18 protein-coding genes and 1 riboswitch are annotated in these 17,241 nt (G+C 32.3%); of the genes, 6 read left to right on the top strand and 12 right to left on the bottom strand.

Features of this window, described 5'->3' with window-relative positions:
- Positions 1-18 precede the first annotated feature (18 nt).
- On the bottom strand, positions 19-1,218 hold the full coding sequence (locus tag BK585_RS23135) for a replication initiation protein (protein WP_078557173.1): 1,200 nt from the start codon (positions 1,216-1,218) through the stop codon (positions 19-21).
- Positions 1,219-2,449: 1,231 nt separating this feature from the next.
- Between BK585_RS23135 and BK585_RS23130 the strand changes: the two genes are divergently transcribed.
- The 4 genes from BK585_RS23130 to BK585_RS24950 all read left to right on the top strand — a co-directional run bounded on the left by BK585_RS23130 (position 2,450) and on the right by BK585_RS24950 (position 6,221).
- Positions 2,450-3,271, top strand: a complete 822-nt coding sequence (locus BK585_RS23130; protein WP_078557171.1) for an ATP-dependent DNA ligase — start codon at positions 2,450-2,452, stop codon at positions 3,269-3,271.
- Positions 3,272-3,794: 523 nt separating this feature from the next.
- A riboswitch (cyclic di-GMP riboswitch) is annotated at positions 3,795-3,875 on the top strand.
- A gap of 64 nt (positions 3,876-3,939) precedes the next feature.
- Entirely contained in the window at positions 3,940-4,242 is a 303-nt protein-coding gene (locus BK585_RS23125; RefSeq protein ID WP_078557169.1) for a hypothetical protein, read from the top strand.
- Between the two features lie 325 nt (positions 4,243-4,567).
- Entirely contained in the window at positions 4,568-5,329 is a 762-nt protein-coding gene (locus BK585_RS23120) for an N-acetylmuramoyl-L-alanine amidase (protein ID WP_078557167.1), read from the top strand.
- A 658-nt stretch (positions 5,330-5,987) separates the two neighbouring features.
- The gene (locus BK585_RS24950) at positions 5,988-6,221 is read left to right on the top strand and encodes a CBO0543 family protein (RefSeq protein ID WP_419095580.1); all 234 of its coding nucleotides are present in this window, start codon (positions 5,988-5,990) and stop codon (positions 6,219-6,221) included.
- Between the two features lie 191 nt (positions 6,222-6,412).
- Here BK585_RS24950 and BK585_RS23110 read toward each other — a convergent pair whose 3' ends face one another.
- The 11 genes from BK585_RS23110 to BK585_RS23060 form a co-directional block, all read right to left on the bottom strand.
- Positions 6,413-6,844 (bottom strand): RDD family protein, encoded by a 432-nt coding sequence (locus BK585_RS23110; protein ID WP_078557163.1) that lies wholly within the window; start codon positions 6,842-6,844, stop codon positions 6,413-6,415.
- A gap of 36 nt (positions 6,845-6,880) precedes the next feature.
- Positions 6,881-7,384 (bottom strand): hypothetical protein, encoded by a 504-nt coding sequence (locus BK585_RS23105; RefSeq protein ID WP_078557162.1) that lies wholly within the window; start codon positions 7,382-7,384, stop codon positions 6,881-6,883.
- Between the two features lie 13 nt (positions 7,385-7,397).
- Complete coding sequence (locus BK585_RS23825; protein ID WP_139367699.1) at positions 7,398-7,538, bottom strand: FbpB family small basic protein; 141 nt, start codon at positions 7,536-7,538, stop codon at positions 7,398-7,400.
- Between the two features lie 27 nt (positions 7,539-7,565).
- Entirely contained in the window at positions 7,566-7,823 is a 258-nt protein-coding gene (locus tag BK585_RS23100; RefSeq protein ID WP_281248964.1) for a DUF2187 family protein, read from the bottom strand.
- Positions 7,824-8,350: 527 nt separating this feature from the next.
- Positions 8,351-9,688, bottom strand: coding sequence for a DNA cytosine methyltransferase (locus BK585_RS23095; RefSeq protein ID WP_078557159.1), 1,338 nt, complete (start codon positions 9,686-9,688; stop codon positions 8,351-8,353).
- A gap of 28 nt (positions 9,689-9,716) precedes the next feature.
- Entirely contained in the window at positions 9,717-9,989 is a 273-nt protein-coding gene (locus BK585_RS23090) for a hypothetical protein (protein WP_078557157.1), read from the bottom strand.
- Positions 9,990-10,011: 22 nt separating this feature from the next.
- Positions 10,012-10,881 carry a phosphoadenosine phosphosulfate reductase domain-containing protein gene (locus BK585_RS23085; RefSeq protein WP_078557155.1) on the bottom strand — a complete coding sequence of 290 codons (870 nt, stop codon included), beginning with the start codon at positions 10,879-10,881 and terminating at the stop codon, positions 10,012-10,014.
- Between the two features lie 621 nt (positions 10,882-11,502).
- Complete coding sequence (locus tag BK585_RS23075) at positions 11,503-11,682, bottom strand: hypothetical protein (protein WP_078557151.1); 180 nt, start codon at positions 11,680-11,682, stop codon at positions 11,503-11,505.
- Between the two features lie 26 nt (positions 11,683-11,708).
- On the bottom strand, positions 11,709-12,044 hold the full coding sequence (locus BK585_RS23070; protein ID WP_078557149.1) for a DUF4257 domain-containing protein: 336 nt from the start codon (positions 12,042-12,044) through the stop codon (positions 11,709-11,711).
- A 209-nt stretch (positions 12,045-12,253) separates the two neighbouring features.
- A complete protein-coding gene (locus BK585_RS23065; protein ID WP_078557147.1) occupies positions 12,254-12,535 on the bottom strand; it encodes a hypothetical protein in 282 nt (93 codons plus the stop codon).
- Between the two features lie 1,058 nt (positions 12,536-13,593).
- Positions 13,594-14,892 carry an MFS transporter gene (locus BK585_RS23060; RefSeq protein WP_078557145.1) on the bottom strand — a complete coding sequence of 433 codons (1,299 nt, stop codon included), beginning with the start codon at positions 14,890-14,892 and terminating at the stop codon, positions 13,594-13,596.
- A 112-nt stretch (positions 14,893-15,004) separates the two neighbouring features.
- Between BK585_RS23060 and BK585_RS23055 the strand changes: the two genes are divergently transcribed.
- Together BK585_RS23055 and BK585_RS23050 are read left to right on the top strand one after the other, a co-directional pair.
- Complete coding sequence (locus BK585_RS23055; protein WP_078557143.1) at positions 15,005-16,021, top strand: monodechloroaminopyrrolnitrin synthase PrnB family protein; 1,017 nt, start codon at positions 15,005-15,007, stop codon at positions 16,019-16,021.
- Positions 16,022-16,035: 14 nt separating this feature from the next.
- Entirely contained in the window at positions 16,036-17,241 is a 1,206-nt protein-coding gene (locus BK585_RS23050) for an ATP-grasp domain-containing protein (protein WP_078557141.1), read from the top strand.

The following is a 17,241-nucleotide window of genomic DNA, read 5'->3' as shown; positions in this document are numbered from 1 at the left end:
ATTTATTCTTATAATTTATTACCTTCTGCTCCTATATTGTTGATTATTTCTTACAATTTCCTTCACTGTTTTAATTAAAATTTCTCCATAAAGAGTCCATATTTCCTCAATTTCTTGAACATTATAGGTAAGCTCATTAAGGTAATTTTTAAAATCGTCTTCTATGAGAAATGCGGGAACCGTAGACGTGGACTTTTTATACTTGCTCTTGCCCCATTTAAGTACCGCAGCTTCAGTTATAACAATCTGTTCCTCACCTACACCATCTTGTTGTGTATCACTTTCTGCATAATCCCCTTGAATGGCGCTTAGGATATAACCACTAATATTATCTATATCGTCCTTCTTTTTATTGCCGATTGTGTAAAAGACATTATCCTTAATACGCTTCGTTGAATATTGATCTAGTAATTTTCTTGCAGCATCAGGTCGAATGCCAAAACGTATAAGCAATGAATAAGCATCGACATCTTTATTCAATTCCTCATTTTCAATAACTTCCTCTAACACCTGGTTATTTCTTTTAATCTTAAAGCGAATGCCGACCACTTTTTTTACTTGTTTTATTTCTGTAAATTCAAATGACAAATCTGTTTTTTCTTGTAGTTCACTCTGCGCTTTTAATAGCACTTTTGATTTCAGGTGTCCGTATGCTTGATATTTTGATTCGGGTATCGCTAAATAATATTTCAATTCTGATATGGTAAATGTCCGTTCTTTTAACTTTTCAAACTGTTTAAGAAGTTCATAGATACGAATCGAATATTCACTTCTAAGACGTAAAACGTTTCTTAGTTTAAACGGAGTATAATTATCTTTCAGCTCAAGAAGGTAAGGCTTAAGCTTTTCAGAAAACTCAAGTTCCACCCAGCCTTTTCCTTTAAAATACTCTGATGATGATAACCAGTGCATAGTGAGTGTGGACTTCTCAGTTTCTATGGTGACGCTTTTATTTTGGAGGTTTCTTATAACTTCTTCTACCTTTTTATAAAAGTTTTTCTCATTTATCCCAATAATATCAGCAAGGTCCTTAACACGAATACGATGGATTCTAAAATTTTCATCTTCCGGCTGAACCAAGGAAGCTAGAGTTAACACGATTCGCTTTTCTTGCAATGTTAGGTCTTGAGGTGCTTCTATTAGTGTATTTGATTGTGTAACTAAATAATCTGGAGATATTTTGGTCTCACTAAGTAATGATAATTGCTCTATTTTCATATACTATCCTCCGTTACCAATCTTTATATCTATACTATAAAAGCAATACACGACAAAAATCTACTCCCCAAATAGTGATAGTTAGACTTTTTGTAAAAAAGATGATGTTTTTCTACATTTTTCACGAAAATATATAAAAGATAGTAGTTAATATCACTCTTTAAGGAGTCATTTCTTTGCTAAGCTTACTATCACCATTTAAGGGTGATCCTTAATTATCACTCTTTAAGGAGTCTTATTATCACTCTTTAAGGAGTTTTCCTTTTACTATCACCTTTTCGGGAATTTAGTACTTTATTCAAACTAATTATCACTCTTAAGGGAGTCTTTATAGGTTAGAAAATGCTCATTTACTGTAAATAAAAATTATAAATATCACTAAATGAGGAGTTAAAACGTACACCACAATTACTATTATCACCATTAAAGGAGTGGATTTCTTGTTTAATTTTCTTATTATCACTCTTTAAGGAGTCAAATTTGATTAAAGTCTCATATTATCACTCCTTTGGGAGTGTAAAAAGGTGATAATAAGTAATTATCACTTTTTAAGGAGTATCAAGAGTAAGGTTACGTTCCTACTATCACCTTTTTAAGGTGTCAGAGATAAACAATAACCGGTTCTGGAACTTTATATACTTTCAATATGTATATAAAGTTCCTAAGTATCACTTATAAAGGAGTCAAAGCCTTTAAAATATGTAACTGTACTGTATTTTATGGTATATTAGTTCAACTTTGAAAATAATATAAAAAAAGGAATAGTGCTTTTACTCCTTTAATGGTGATAATAACACTTTTACTCCCCATTAAGTGATACTAGCTCCTCTATAAGTGATAGAATACTCCCTAAGTAGTGATAGGGTGACTCCTCTATCAGTGATAATTCATCCTGTTACTTGGGATGGTTGACTCCTTTATAAGTGATAATAGAGTCTCATAAACGTGATTATAAACTCCCCTAAAAGTGATAGAATACTCCTCTATAAGTGATAGATATCTATCTTAAACCCTTAATCTATAAGTCTTTTTAAGACTCTAAAACAATAAAACAACAAAATCATTTAAATCATTTATAAATCATCTAAAACAATTGTAAAACAAAACAATATGATGTCATTTTTTATCTTATTTTATTTTTCTGTTTTTTGAAATACATTTCAGACTTTTACCAGCTAACTCCTAATTCAATTATCACCTAATCAAGGTAAAATAAATTGAGGTGATAATAATGTTTGTTAAGCCTATGTTATTAGAAAAAGCTCAAAAACCATTTAATGATGATTCATATATAACAGAATTGAAAATGGATGGAATTCGATTGCTACTTTCAAAATTTAACGACAAAATAAAATTATATACACGTCACAATAACGAAGTAACCCATAAATTTAAAGAACTCCATCATTTAGATATCCCAAATGGTACTATTTTAGATGGAGAAATCATAGTACCAGGTGACCATGGCAAGCCAGATTTTGAATCCATGATGTCTCGATTTATGTCCTCGACCACAAATCACACCATACAATTTGTGATATTTGATATTATCTACTACAACGGTTCCAAAGTAAAACTTCCACTTTTAGAAAGAAAACAGTTACTAGAATCAATTATCACAGAATCCCAATATATCGTTTTGTCTAAATGGATACTTGGTAATGCAGTTGAGTACTTTGACTTTGTTGAATCAAATGGATTAGAAGGAATTGTCCAAAAAAAAGCTAATTCAAGATATGAAATAAATCGTCGTTCTTCAAGCTGGTTAAAGGTAATTAACTATAATTATGCCAATGGTATTTTTATAACAGGGATACGTAAAAATGAATTTGGAGTAAAACTTATATTAGATAACGGGGAGTATAAAGGGATTATGGAGTTTATGCCAAAAGAGGAACGTAAGAAACTCTTTCTCATGGCACAAAATCATATAATAAATGAAACAGACTCTTTTATCTATTTAGAACCCATTATAAAAGTAAATATAAAGTATCGAAATATGACAAGCTCAAATAAATATAGAATACCTTCCTTTAATGGATGGAGTGAATAAAATGGGAGGGGCAGAATTGAATTATTCTAGACCCCTCCCTCTTTTTGATTATTTATGGGTATTCGGATTATTGTGTTGAGTGACTTTAGAATGGTTATTTCCAAATATCTTATATAAACAATATCCTGGTACTGCGGAGCAAATAACCGTCTGTAATCGATAGCTCTTGTGTTAAATTAACAATAACACATTCATGAACTAACTCAATTCCAGCTCTTAAATCAAAATCATCAATTTTCAAAATTTAGTGAGTATGCTAAAAATTATGATGCCCAGTAGAATTGGAGTACATAAAGGAAGATAATAAAGAAAATGACCAATTTATAGAAACCTCTTCTTTAGAATGTTTTTCTAACTTCTTGTCATTAGTAATGATTGCGTTTTAACATAGTACTCTATTATAGTATGTACCATTACTAAAAAAAATACGAAAAAAGAATCGATACGACTATTTAAATGATGAAGTTTCACTTAATTTACCATTGTCTAACAATAATTTTCGTGTATTATTAACATTATAAAATAGTAAAAACGGCAAACTTATTGAAAAGTAAGGACGCAAAACTAGAGGGGCTAAGGGAAACTATGCCAGCCAGTTGCCTATACATATTAACCTCGATATTTCCAACATGGTTTTTATAGGCAGAAAGGAAATGGAGAGATGTACTATGAAAAATGATGATAATATAAAATCAGCACTTATAAAATTTGATAAACTTCTTAAAGAGACACCTGACAATAAAGAGTCTGTATTAGCATTTAAAAACTTTTTGCTTGGCTTTTTGCGTATTAAACCTAAAGGAGCTTCTCTTCCAACTGTAGAAGTTATGACAATACTTAAGCAAGAAAAACCAATTGTTTTTTCACACTTAAGAAAACTATCTGCATATAGCTTTTTATTTGATGTCCTGACTCATATTGATATGAACCCTCAAAAAGCTAGAGATACCCTTAATTCTTTTAAAAAATAATGTAGGACCCAACCTAAGATGATTAGAGTTGGGTCCTTTGAATGTTTGTATGTATATAATTTTTTAAAAAGCCCACCAATGAAGGATTTTTATATTAATCTAACAATCATTCGTTCGAGAACGGCAACAAATTGCTTTCTTGATAGGCTCTTTGGACGCTCCCTGTTTAGTATGCCTTTTTTCTTCGCTTTTTCCTATGTGTGGGTAAAGAGAAGATTTATTTCTAAAAAGTAGTTATATCCACTCCTCGATTTGCCGTTACAGCTTGTTTATTCCCACATATAGTAATAGTGAATACCAATTCAAAAAGCAAGGAGTGAGTACTTTGACAAGGATCTTTTTAGACCCTGGGCATGGTGGTTCAGATCCGGGAGCTGTTGGTCATGGCCTACAAGAGAAGAATTTAACATTAGATATCTCTAGGAGAATACGGGACATGCTCCTAAATGAATATGAAGATGTTGAAGTATCTATGAGCAGAAACAGCGATATGTTTGTTAGTTTAAGCCATCGCGCTTCCCGTGCAAACAATTGGGGAGCAGATTACTTTGTTTCTGTTCATGTTAATGCAGGAGAAGGGACTGGTTTTGAATCCTTTATTCATACTAGCCAAGCCTCGCGCACTGTTCAATTACAAAGAATTATGCACTCCACCATTATTAATGAAATAGAAGTTAGAGACCGCGGCAGAAAAACAGCAAATTTTGTTGTTTTAAGAGAGACTGCTATGCCTGCTATTTTAACAGAAAATCTATTTATCGATAATCCAAATGACGCTCAATTACTATCAGATTCTACCTTTTTGAATAGGATAGCACGAGGTCATGTACGTGGTATTGCCCAAGCTTTTAATTTAACAGAAGTTCAACAGATTATTTATAAAGTTCAGGTAGGGGCATTTTCTAACAGAAGTAATGCGGAGCAACAAGCTCAGTTATTACAAAGTGATGGATACGACACCTATATTTTCCGACAGGATGACCTATGGAAAGTTCAAGTCGGTGCATTTAGTGAACGTTCAAATGCAGAGACTTTGGCTGATGAGCTGCGAGCTAAAACTATCAGGTTTGGATTATTTCTGCTTTAGATAAATAAAAAAACACCATGCCAAAATGAGGCTAACGGGTTTACTTCACATTTTGCACAAAAATCACATACAAATTCACGCAAAAAGCTGAGTATGATTATTACATCAAACTCAGCTTTTATTCATTCAATTTAAATTTTATATAGATTAAGATAAGTGTCGTTCTATGCACTAGTTTCTAAAAAAAGTATCATCTCATTTTCTATTACTTCTTGATCGTAACATTTGCCAAAAACTTCTTTAATATCGAAATGTACTCGATGTTATTGAATCAGGGCAAACATTTTCTTTCCCCTCGAAATTTCTTTATTTTTTCTTTTCTGTCTCACTTATAATCATCAGAATGTGCAAAAAATGCTTTTTATATTTGTCTAATTTACTTAACCTTAGCCCATAATATACACATAAGGAGTGTAGGATATGGATAAAACTCTTGATAAAAGAATACATGAACTCTATCTAGAGGTACATGAAGCCAACATGGAACTAAATGACATTGGTATGGAATATATCATTTTTTCTTGGCAGTGGTGGGTAACTTTTTCCATGGTATTTATTTCATGGACGTTATGGTTTATATTTCATAAAAAGGATAGTAGGGCTCGACTATTATTAGCTGGATTCGCAACAATAATAATTTCATCATTTTTAGACTTTCTTGGAGTTGCCTACGGACTTTGGATATCTAGTAGATATAATATTTACTACACCAGGATTTGTTGTATGGAATTTCTCTGTATTACCAGTTACAGTTATGTTTTTCTTACAAATTAAGCCTAATGTTACTCCATTTTTAAAAGGAATTATATTTGCGGCCCTTTTATCATTTGTAGGTGAACCTATTACAGTCTGGCTTGGGTTGTATGATCCCTTGGAATGGAAATACATCTAGTCTTTCCCTATTTATATTTTGATATATTAATAATTCATTACATAAGTAGAAGTACAACATTTGAACCATTAGAAAAACAAAGTTAAGCAAACGATTCATTTATTTTCTTCTCTGCTTCGTATAAGTGGTCTAATTCCTATTATTCAGATAAAGCGTATTTATAAAAGTACAACACATTAATCCGAAAGAACTTATTTATCTGCGGTAGTAACTAATACGTTTGCTGTTTTTGTTACACTTATAACTTTAGTTTTACATATTAAATCATGTAGCCCTCTTTTATCTACCCTTGCACCAACCATGATATATCCTACAAAGAAGAAATTTGAAAAGAAATAAGAAAAATACCTAGCTATTGAACGAGGAAAGGTTAATCTATTCCCATCATTATCTACAATCCTAAGACCTATGAAGTATTTTCCGACCGTACCTTGTAAAGGTGTGGCTGGTAGCAACATATAGTAAAGCAAAATGATTAGTATATATAAGATTTCTCCTCTTCCACCAAAAAATAAACCAAGAATAACAATAGCAGCCATTACCAATAACGCATCTAACAAAAAGGCCACAAACCTTACCCAAAATCCTGCTAATTTGATTGGACTATCAATTTCCATTCCCATTAAATATCACTCCTATGATTTACTCGTTCTCAAATTTTACTGTTGTTCTACTTGAGTTTGATTCCAAGTATTATATATTTCCGCTTGTGTTTGTTTTAAAGTTAAAAACTCACTACGTAATCGGTCTTTGATAAGGCGATTATTATTAGCCATTTCGATAGCATTTAGGTATAACTCATGTTTATTATTAAAATGACCTATGAGGTTTTGGTGTACTTCAAACCAAGAATGGTGTACCTCTAAACGTTCTAGTTCTGAAACAAGTTCTCGAGAAGATTCAATATTTAATTTCATAGCCTTAGCAAATTGTTCTGGTGTTTGCTTTTCTGTGTATAACCCATCTAACGCTGTATTAAAAGTAGAAAGAAGTGAATCTGAACGGTCTAGTAATGAAAACACACTGTTCTCAAAATCTACTTGTTCTTGGTTAACTTCTTGTCCCTTGTTTTTAGAAGAACCTTCTGCTTTTTCAGTTGAAGAACAAGCAGCTGTTGTTAAAATTAACATTACAATAAATACAAAATATCCAAAATGTTTCATCAGCAATACTCCTTTATTTTTCTGAACTTATAATTTTCTCATCTATGCGGTTGTCTATATCTTCAAGTGTTTTTTCATTGTTCATTATCTCTAAGATATTTTCCTGAACTAACTTCTCAAAGTTCGGTCTAGTCATTCTATAAGGATGTTTCATTTTTTCACACCCTCTCTCTTTAACCTTTTAACTTTCCACTGGGATTGGAACTAATATTATGGAATTTTGAAAACCTGCTTTATATATAACTGGTTTAATTGGATGTAAAGTTCGTGCGTTTATGGTGTAGCGAGAATGACCAACAATCATTCTATTGTTCTCAATACCTAATTCCCCATGGTCATAACCATTGACTAGTTCTATACAAACGGATTTAGTATAAACATTAACAACTTTCCCTTTATACTCCTTCTCACCTTGAGAAAACATTATTGTGTCACCAATTTTTGCTATAGTATCGTCTTTTTTTTCATGTAATGTTAAACTCCTTTTTACACAAAAAAAGCGCCCTAAATGAGCATAGAGACATTTATCTCTATGACATTTAGGGCGCTATTCCCGTTTTATTTATTTGCTTATATTATACTTTTAATTATGCAATATTTCAATATAAACATAACAAGGAAGACCTGTCTTTCTACTATTCTCATAGAAAGAAAAGAATCTGCATAATATTTCCTATTAATTCTGAATAGTAATTAAATCAAAGGGCTCATATAAATCCTAAGTGAACATGATATGATAGATTTAACAACAAAGATGACATAAACGTAGAAAACACTAATGTCATTGGTAGCCTATAATTGAGGGCAACGGGAAAAACCTCACTGTTTATCAGTGAGGTTTTTGTGTTTATCCGGCATACAGTTCAAAATATTAGGTTAATATATCACTTTGGTTTAATGCATAAAAGTAAAGCAGTGCAAAAAATGTGGTCAATAAGCACAATAATGCTATTTATAATAACTATCCTAAAAATTTACTACAGAAGGTCTATATCTAGTCTTATCTACACACATTTCTGGTAGATTTGCTCGAACCAGTGCTTCAGCAAATGGTGGAGGAACAGCGTTTCCACATCGAGCGACTTGTTCTGTTTTTGGATAAAGATTCCCTTCAAAATCTCTATCAATTATATAGTTTGATGGGAAACCTTGTGCAGCAAACAATTCATGTGGTTGCAACATCCTCATACTAATATCAGTTATACTAAAGGGTTTACCATGAACGACTACCAAACCAAAACGGTCTTTTGTTGTAATGGTATGAAGCGGGTCATGTAAACTTTGTCCAATATCTGAACCGTAATACTTCGTTAGAAATGCGAAAACCTGGTTCTTCTTATTGATTTCTGAGAAGGATGGAATTTTTTTATATCCCTCACTTATTTCCTCAAGAGTAGCAGATACTAATCCGAAACGGTTTGCCGTTGGTATAGTAGCTAATGGTTCGTCAATCCCGCTTGCTCTTGTCTCTTTACCTTGGTGAGTATAATAATGTTGCAGAAAATATGCCTTATTCTCTAAAACAAACGGTTGTTTAGCATCAATAACAAATTTCTTAATTCCTCTTCCAATTCGGATTAGGGTATTTTTTTGTAAGGGTTTTTTCCTTTTGAAGATACTCTTGGTTGGTATACTCCAATCAATGATTTCTGACGCTGAACGATATGGTTTTAGTAAACCAAGTTGAACATTTATTTCCTCCTGTGGACCATGTGTTGGAAGTGGCCAAGTAATAGGATTTCCGTCACATCTTGCAATAAGAAATAAACGTTTTCGAATCGTAGGAGCACCATAATCACACGCACGTAGTTCTTTCCAATCTACTGTATACCCTTGACGTTTAAGAGCATTTACAAATGAACGGAAAGTCGCTCCTTTTTTGGTTGGGTCCGGTTTTCCCTCTTTTGTAAGTGGTCCCCAGGTTTGAAATTCCTCAACATTTTCTAACATGATTACTCGCGGCTTAACTTTTGAAGCCCAACGAAGCACAACCCAAGCTAAACCTCTTATATTCTTTGAAACTGGTTTTCCTCCTTTTGCTTTAGAGAAGTGCTTACAATCGGGACTGAACCAACACAAACCCACCTTACGCCCTCGTACCACTTCAACAGGGTCAACATCCCAGACAGATTCATTATAATGTTCCGTATCAGGATGATTTGCCTTATGCATGGCGATGGCAGCTGGGTCATGATTAATTGCAATATCAACCGATAAGCCTGTAGCAAGTTCAATTCCAGTCGATGCGCCACCACCACCTGCAAAAGAGTCTACAATGATTTCTCGAAAAAGATTTATTTGCATTATTACTTCCTCCTAATTTTTATATTGGTCAAAATAAACTCAGTACTGTTACCTCTGTGGGAACATTTACTTTCTTATCCTTAGGAAGTGAAGAAATCTGAATCTCTTCTGACTTCTCCACTACTTTCCCTAAAGAACTATGGTGTTTTAAATAACAATTACAATAATTTTTAACCTCAGTATCTATTTGTGAATAGTGACAATCTAACCGTCCATAATTACATTCTTCAAAAAATGAACACGCACTAAAACCAGCTTTACTGAACCCTATGGGAGTAAACCCGGAACTTGGTTTTTTCATATTAAACTCTCCTATCGATTTGTTATAGAGCACATGGAGGAGTAAACAAATCCAGTTTCATCTGATCTGGTTTCTTCCGTCTCTCTTTCTTTATGAAGTCTGAAAGGGAAATTTGTTCCCCCTTTTCAAATTTCATAGTATGATTAAGACTCTTTTCCATTTCTATTAGCTCATTGAACTGCTCTGGAAATGCTTCCGCGTTTCGTTTCATTTCTTCTGGAGACAAAAAGATACAAAACTTACAAGAACAACGTGATACCTTATACTCGGTATAACATGGATGCGGTTCTATATCTGCAAGTCTCATAAGTTCCCAAACTTCCTCTTCAAAAAGATGATGAATTGGTCGAAATGAATAAACAAAGCGATTCTTTGTAGGAGCTGTAGCGGGTTTATAAACTTCAAAGATTGGACGATTTCTACGTCTCCAACTCTCTTCCGCTCGCTCACCAGTAACACAAAGATAATTACCAGGACCTTGACCTCTCACCCATTTGCTATAAACGTCCCTCTTACCATACGAAGTACAAAACTGAGTAGTTGATGAAGGAAACTTTCCTCTTTCTTTAATTCGTTCTTTAAGTCCTAACTCTCCACTAATAATCGTTAAGGGAAGTCCTAACTTATTAGCTGCATACTCCAAGTATTGGTCGGTTTCTGGGTAATCAAAAAAAGATTTATTTGATTTCTTGCCATCAATTCTCATGTGTACGAGTTGTAATTTATGTCTTGGTATTTTGTATCCATACAACATAATAAGTGACAATGCTACACTATCTTTTCCACCTGAAAAATTTAAGTGAATAGTTCCGTTATCATAGTCTCCAAAATTAAGATTCTCTGGCTTTGATTTGATTAATTTTTCTACAAAAAGCTCTAATTTTGTTTTCATACATATCCCTTAATAGATGAGGGTAACCCTCAATATTAAGGGCTACCCTCCTTTTTTTATTTAGTTACAAACACTCATCACAAGTATCACAAAACTCCAACACTCTTGGACAATCATACTGAGGATTATCGTGGGAACATAAAACAAAATCTTTGCCACAATCCTTACATTGTCTAACTTGATACATGTACTCTTCTCTGAAGAGAGTCCCTCCATTTGAATTAACTTCTTCAACTGTTAGAACAGCCATAAAACGTCACCCTTTCAAAGTTTTTTTACAACAAAAAAACCTTTGGGTTTTGATAGTAGAAGACACTAAATGCAAAAATAGTGTTCCTATATCAACCCAAAGGTTGCTGTCGTTTAATAAATTCATACCGCTAGCCTGTAGTGGCTGCAAAAAAAAAAAAATAAAACATAGTTCTATCAAAATTATACACTCTATAGGTATAAATTGTAATAAATAATTTGTATCACAACACAATATATTGAACTACAATTTTGTGGTAGTACTAAATATAAAGGGGGTAGGTAGGCGATATTCTTTAATCAAAAGAAACAGATACTTAAAAACAAAAAGAGACAATTATCCTCTGTGGAGATAATTGTCTCTTCTTTTTGTTATGAAATAGACATCGGTTGTCGGTCATGATGATTCACACCTCTCTTGATAGCTTCATCGATGATGTTATGTACCTTACTTTCAAAGTACTTAACCTCTTTTTCAGATATTGCCTCAAGCATTTTCTCTTTTAGGTTTTCGACCATTATCATTTCTTCATTTGTTAGAATACTTCTCATAACATTTCCTCCATTTTTTTGCGACTCTAATTCTTATTAAGACGTTCGTTAATCCGTTCAAGTCCTTCAGTTTTAGCTTTCTCCGTTTTTAGTTCTCGTTGCAAGAGTATATTCTCGGCACTCATACCAGCCAAAATTGAAACCCCAATTACCGTTTTTAGGTCATGAGTAACGGGTAAGTACGTAACTGCAAAAATGGCAGCTGCTACGCCTATTAAGAAGTCTGCATAGAACCCTAAATAAATTCCTTTTGGAAAATCTCTTTTTCTTGGATATACCAACGACTTTCCATTTCGTATAAGGTGATAAATAACACCTGTTAAACCTCCAACTAAACCTGCTATTAATAATGTTTGTAACATTATCCATCCACTCCTTTCTTTATAAATGACCCAACAAAAAAACGGCCTTGGAGCGATTATTAGACATACTGGTGGTATGTTTAATGATCGATCCAAAGACCGCTGACGTTTGGTAGGTAACCCGCTAACCTGTGAAGGTTGCAAAACAAAAAAAAAAATAAAACCTATTACCCTTTTATTGTAATAGTTTTTTGAATCTTTATAAAGTATTAGTTTGGATTTTTTTCTAATTCATCGAGAAGTTTATGGATTTTTCTTTCGTAATACTCTACTTCCTTTGGATGTGTAGCACTTAACATCTTATTTTTTAAAGACTGGAACGTTTCTTTTTCAGTTGTCGTCATATTAAATGCTGGTTGAGGTGCGATTTGTTCTGTTAATTCATATATTTTTTGCTCGTAATAATACACTTCATTTGGTGTAGTTGCCGATTTTAACTGGAGTAAATACTTATCAATTAGTGATTTGGTTTGTTGGTGGTTTGTTAACAAATTGACACACCTCCGAATTCACATTTTTTTTATTGTATCATATATTCTAATGTGGTTTCCATTTCAAACCTGTAATTGTTATTAACTATTTACTATGTAAGTGATCCTACAAAAACCTTAATGGGAAAACGGCAACCCCTTTTTCAAATGTTCGCTATTCGTTACTTTAACAAATTCATTTACTTATGTGTAACCGTCAAGTAGAAATAAACAGTTTCCAACAAATAATTCTAAACAGTTTTTGTCAAATAAGATTCAACACTTTGGTTTTCCCCTGCCATAAAGGCAGGGGATAATTATCTTACTTCCAAATCCAGTCTTGTAGCCCTAGAGATTTTTCTATTTGTTGTTTCTCATCTTTCAACTTCTCTACTTCCTTTTTAAAAAGGAAAATTCTCCTCTAACAATCTTGTGATTTTTGTTGTGTCATTGATGCCTTCTTCTATCTAAATCTAAATGATTATTAGCCAACCTTCTAATATAGATTTGCGACATGGTACAACCACCTTTTCTTTTTTTATGATACCAAAATACCAATTAATCAAGGTGTAATGTGAATTTTCGACAAAAAAAGACAAATTTTTTTTGGAACTTAGTGAAAGTTGCCATTAGAACATTCCAACAATCAACACTTACTTCAAAACAATCCAATACTGTCTAAACACTAATGGATTTTACTGAATTTTCATCTTTCGGTTACTGTGTTATAAGTTTTTTGACTATCTTTATGAGTTACCGTTTCGGTGACTGAAACCAAATTCCATGATATAAAAAGGCAGAAGAACTCCTTTTTCAAAAGAAAACTTCTGCCTTTCATACTTTATTATTATACCGAAAATCAATCTTAATCTATAATATTGTTTTGATGTTTTAACTTTCGGTTTCGTCCGTTTTACAATAATAATGGCTTTAGAATGTCCAAAGAACTGAATAGTAACACAAAACTTACCATGGTTTGTATTTCAAGTGTCAGTGTGTTTGAATAGTTAACTTACTTGAGGAAGAAGCTTGTTTCTCGTTGAACTTTGGTAAGAGTGTTATTTCTCAATTCACAATGTCTATTTTCTTGACATTATATCACATACATAAAAGCCAATGAGTGCAATAGTTTGTATAAAAAAAACAAAAACAAAAAATGTAGGGAAGTCTTGATAATATGAAATAAAGTTGCCTGCCAATGAAACTCCTATTGATATAGATAAAAAATTAAATAAATTAAATATCCCCATGCCTTCCCCTATTTTTTTCGGGTCTAAAACCTCGTAAATATTTGACGTAATACCGGTTTGAAAGATTGGCGAAAATAGATAGATGAAAATAATGGGTATTAGAAGTACTATGAAATCTGCTTCTAAATTAAAATATAGAAGGGTTGCACCAAATAAATAAGTTATGTAACCCAAATAGATTAATACTTTGGTATTCACTTTTTGAAAATAAGTATTTCTAATTATACCAAAAAGTGAGGATAAAAGAGCACCTGGAAGTAGAATTAATGCTGTTGAAAAAGAAGAAATATTGTGTATATCTACTAATCCAATTGGGATAATGAATAATGTTCCATAATATACCGCATTGCTTAATGCAAAGAAGAATAACAGAACCACATACCTCTTGGACATGACATGAATAGAAATATATGGATTTTCCTTTCTTCTCATCGTAAAAAAGGATAATAAGATAACTACTATGCTTATACAGATCAGGCTTAGCCATATCTTATTTATTCCAATAAATAGTAGTGTAACAGCTAGTGATATTAACATAAATCCTACTAAGTCAAAACATTTTTTATTAAACTTTTTTTCATTATCGACTTGAACTATTAAAAAAAATGGTATTAGTAGAATTAGAAAAGCTGGTAACGCAAATATAATTCTCCAATGTAAAAAATCTGTAAAAATCCCTCCAACTACTGGACCTAGCCCAGTGGCCAAAGCTATTGTTGATGCCATAAGGGCTAATAAATTCTTCTTATCAGCATCGCTTTGAAGATAGTTAGGTAATATCATAGCCAAAGCTGGTATACAGGCTCCACCAATTGCCTGTAATACCCTTCCAACCAGAAGCCAATAGTAATTTGCACTAAATGTTGCAATTAATGAACCAAGGAAAACAATTAAAATACTAACTACAAGAAGTTTCCTAAAGGATATATTATCCAATAACTTTCCAAAAAAAAGAACAAATACGGCAAAAATTAACGTATAAATACTTATTATTAAACTGCTTTGCTCAGTAGAAAGAGATAGTTCTATGGAAATAAAGGGAATGGCTACATTCACCATAGTCGATTGCATGACGTTCAACATTAATACTAAAATAAAAGAATACAAAAAAAATACATTTAATTTCACTTTATACAATCCTTTACAAAAATATAATTAAATGTTATAAATACAATTATAAACACACTAACAATTATTTACTTAATATTAATTAAAATCAATAGTTTGGAGTGGAAAACAATTGAGTAATTTATTTCCTTTAGAGGAGTTTAGTAGATTTGTTGTTCATGAGTTACCTCATGCCAATAATAATGAAAATCATAAACAATTAGAAGGCGCCTTTAGTCTAGTCCCTGATTTAAAATCCTTCGAATCTTTTTTAAGAAACTCAAATTATACCGAAAAAGTTGTTGCAATGGGAGACTTAGGAATCTATCTTGTAAGTTTAAAAAAAAATGAACTTTCATTAGATACAACAACTTTAGAAGAAAACCTTTTATTAGCTTCCTATTATACCGGCTTAGCACCACGAGATACTTACAGCTCTTACATTACTTATAACCCAAGTAATGCCCTACGAACCTTTACCAACCATGAGAGTGAAATTGGTTTCATCAATAAACACAAAAGTTCAGATGAAGCCTTAAAAGACGCTGTAAACAAACTTTTTGACTTACAGCAAGGAGAACATCAAAATGTTACTGTAACTTTGGCTAAAACCATTAAAGCCATCGAACACTTAATTATTGAAAATAAGGATGTTCATAATCATGTATCTCCCCCACATTTTATAAGCTTTTTCAGACATTATTTCTTTCCTTTAACAATTAAGGGAATAGATTATCAAGCACCAAGTGGCGTACATATCTCAAATATTATCTTATTAGACTTGATTATCGGTTCTGCTGATGATAATTATCTTGAAACAACAAATAGTTTACTAACTTATTTAGAACCCTTTGATAAAATTAAAATTATGAAGGCTAGTATTAAACCAAGTATAAAAAGTAGATTTCTACAAAAAGATATTCCTTACAACAATGAAGACGTTTCAATGCTTATAGAAATATTTAGATGTATAAAAATATACAGATATGTTCATCAAGGGTTGGTTACTCGATATATAAGGAGACAATCACCTGAGACTACTAATGGAACCGGTGGATTTCCATTTGATACATTTTTGAAAGAAAGAGTAGATATGGTAAAAAAAGTGGAAGACAACGTACAGAAACATTTTTCCAGGCTATTAGTTTAATGGGAGGTATATGAATGGCAATATTAATTTTGAGTGGCTATACGGAAAAAAATGCTAATTACCATGAATGGCTACGAAACATTAATGAAGAAATTGTATTACTTACTTCAGAAAATTTCAAAGATTTCTATGAAAAACATAAAGACTTTTACACTCATATAGAGTATTTCACAAATTATATAACTAATGATTCAGTTGTAAAAAGAGCCACTCTTTTGCATCAACAGTACAATTTTGACCGTTTAATAGCTCCATATGAATATGATCTCATTCGTGCAGCCATGCTTCGTGAACAACTTCATATTGAAGGGCAATCTTTAGATAGTGCACTTACTTTTAGAGATAAATTCTTCATGAAAGAGCATGCTAAAAAAAATAATATAAATATCAGCTGTTTTTCAGACGTTAACACTAAAGAAGACTTACGTCATTTTATTCATACCAATGGATTCCCAATAGTAATAAAGCCAAGATTGGGTGCCGGTGGGGAAGGAATAGAAGTCATATCCTCTCATCACGATTTATCTCAATTAGAAATGTCAAAAAATGATAAATATATTGTCGAAGAGTTTATAGAGGGAGAGATGTATCATATTGATGCATTAATTAAGCACGGTTCAATTTTATTTCAATGGCCATCAAAGTACATCAATGATAATTTAGAATTTAAAGATGGGGCTTACTTTGCAGGTAGTTACATACTAGATAAACAGGATCCAGTTTTCAATAAATTAATTGAATTTAACAACCTATTAATACAAAGTATGCCTATACCTCAAGTAACAACATTACATACAGAAGTATTCTTAAGGAATGACGGGGAGTTAATCTTATGTGAAGTGGCATCAAGGACAGCTGGAGGGAAAATAAATGATCAGCTTGAAGCAGCTTTTGGAATTAATTTATTGAAATATTGGATTCAATTACAAGTAAATCCTGATACACCTCAAGGTTATTTTTCAAATGAGCCTTTAAATTACACTGGTTCCTTGCTTATTGCACCTTTAGGTTATAAGCTTGTTTCTTATCCTAAAAGTAAGCCGTCCTTTATTGAATGTTTAGATTATCATGCTAAAGAGGGAGAGTTTTTCAATCAAGTAGGTAGTTTGAACGATCGAATCGCTTCTTTTATTGTTAAGGGAAAAAACAAAAAAGAAATCATAGAGTTATTAAATTGTGGTTATACATGGTTTAAACAAAATAGTGTTTGGGACTTTTAA

The sequence above is a fragment of the Bacillus alkalicellulosilyticus genome (assembly GCF_002019795.1).
Classification (GTDB): Bacteria; Bacillota; Bacilli; order Bacillales; family Bacillaceae_F; genus Bacillus_AO; species Bacillus_AO alkalicellulosilyticum.
Note: the sequence above shows the minus strand (reverse complement) of the source record. Positions and strands in the feature narration are given on the sequence as shown.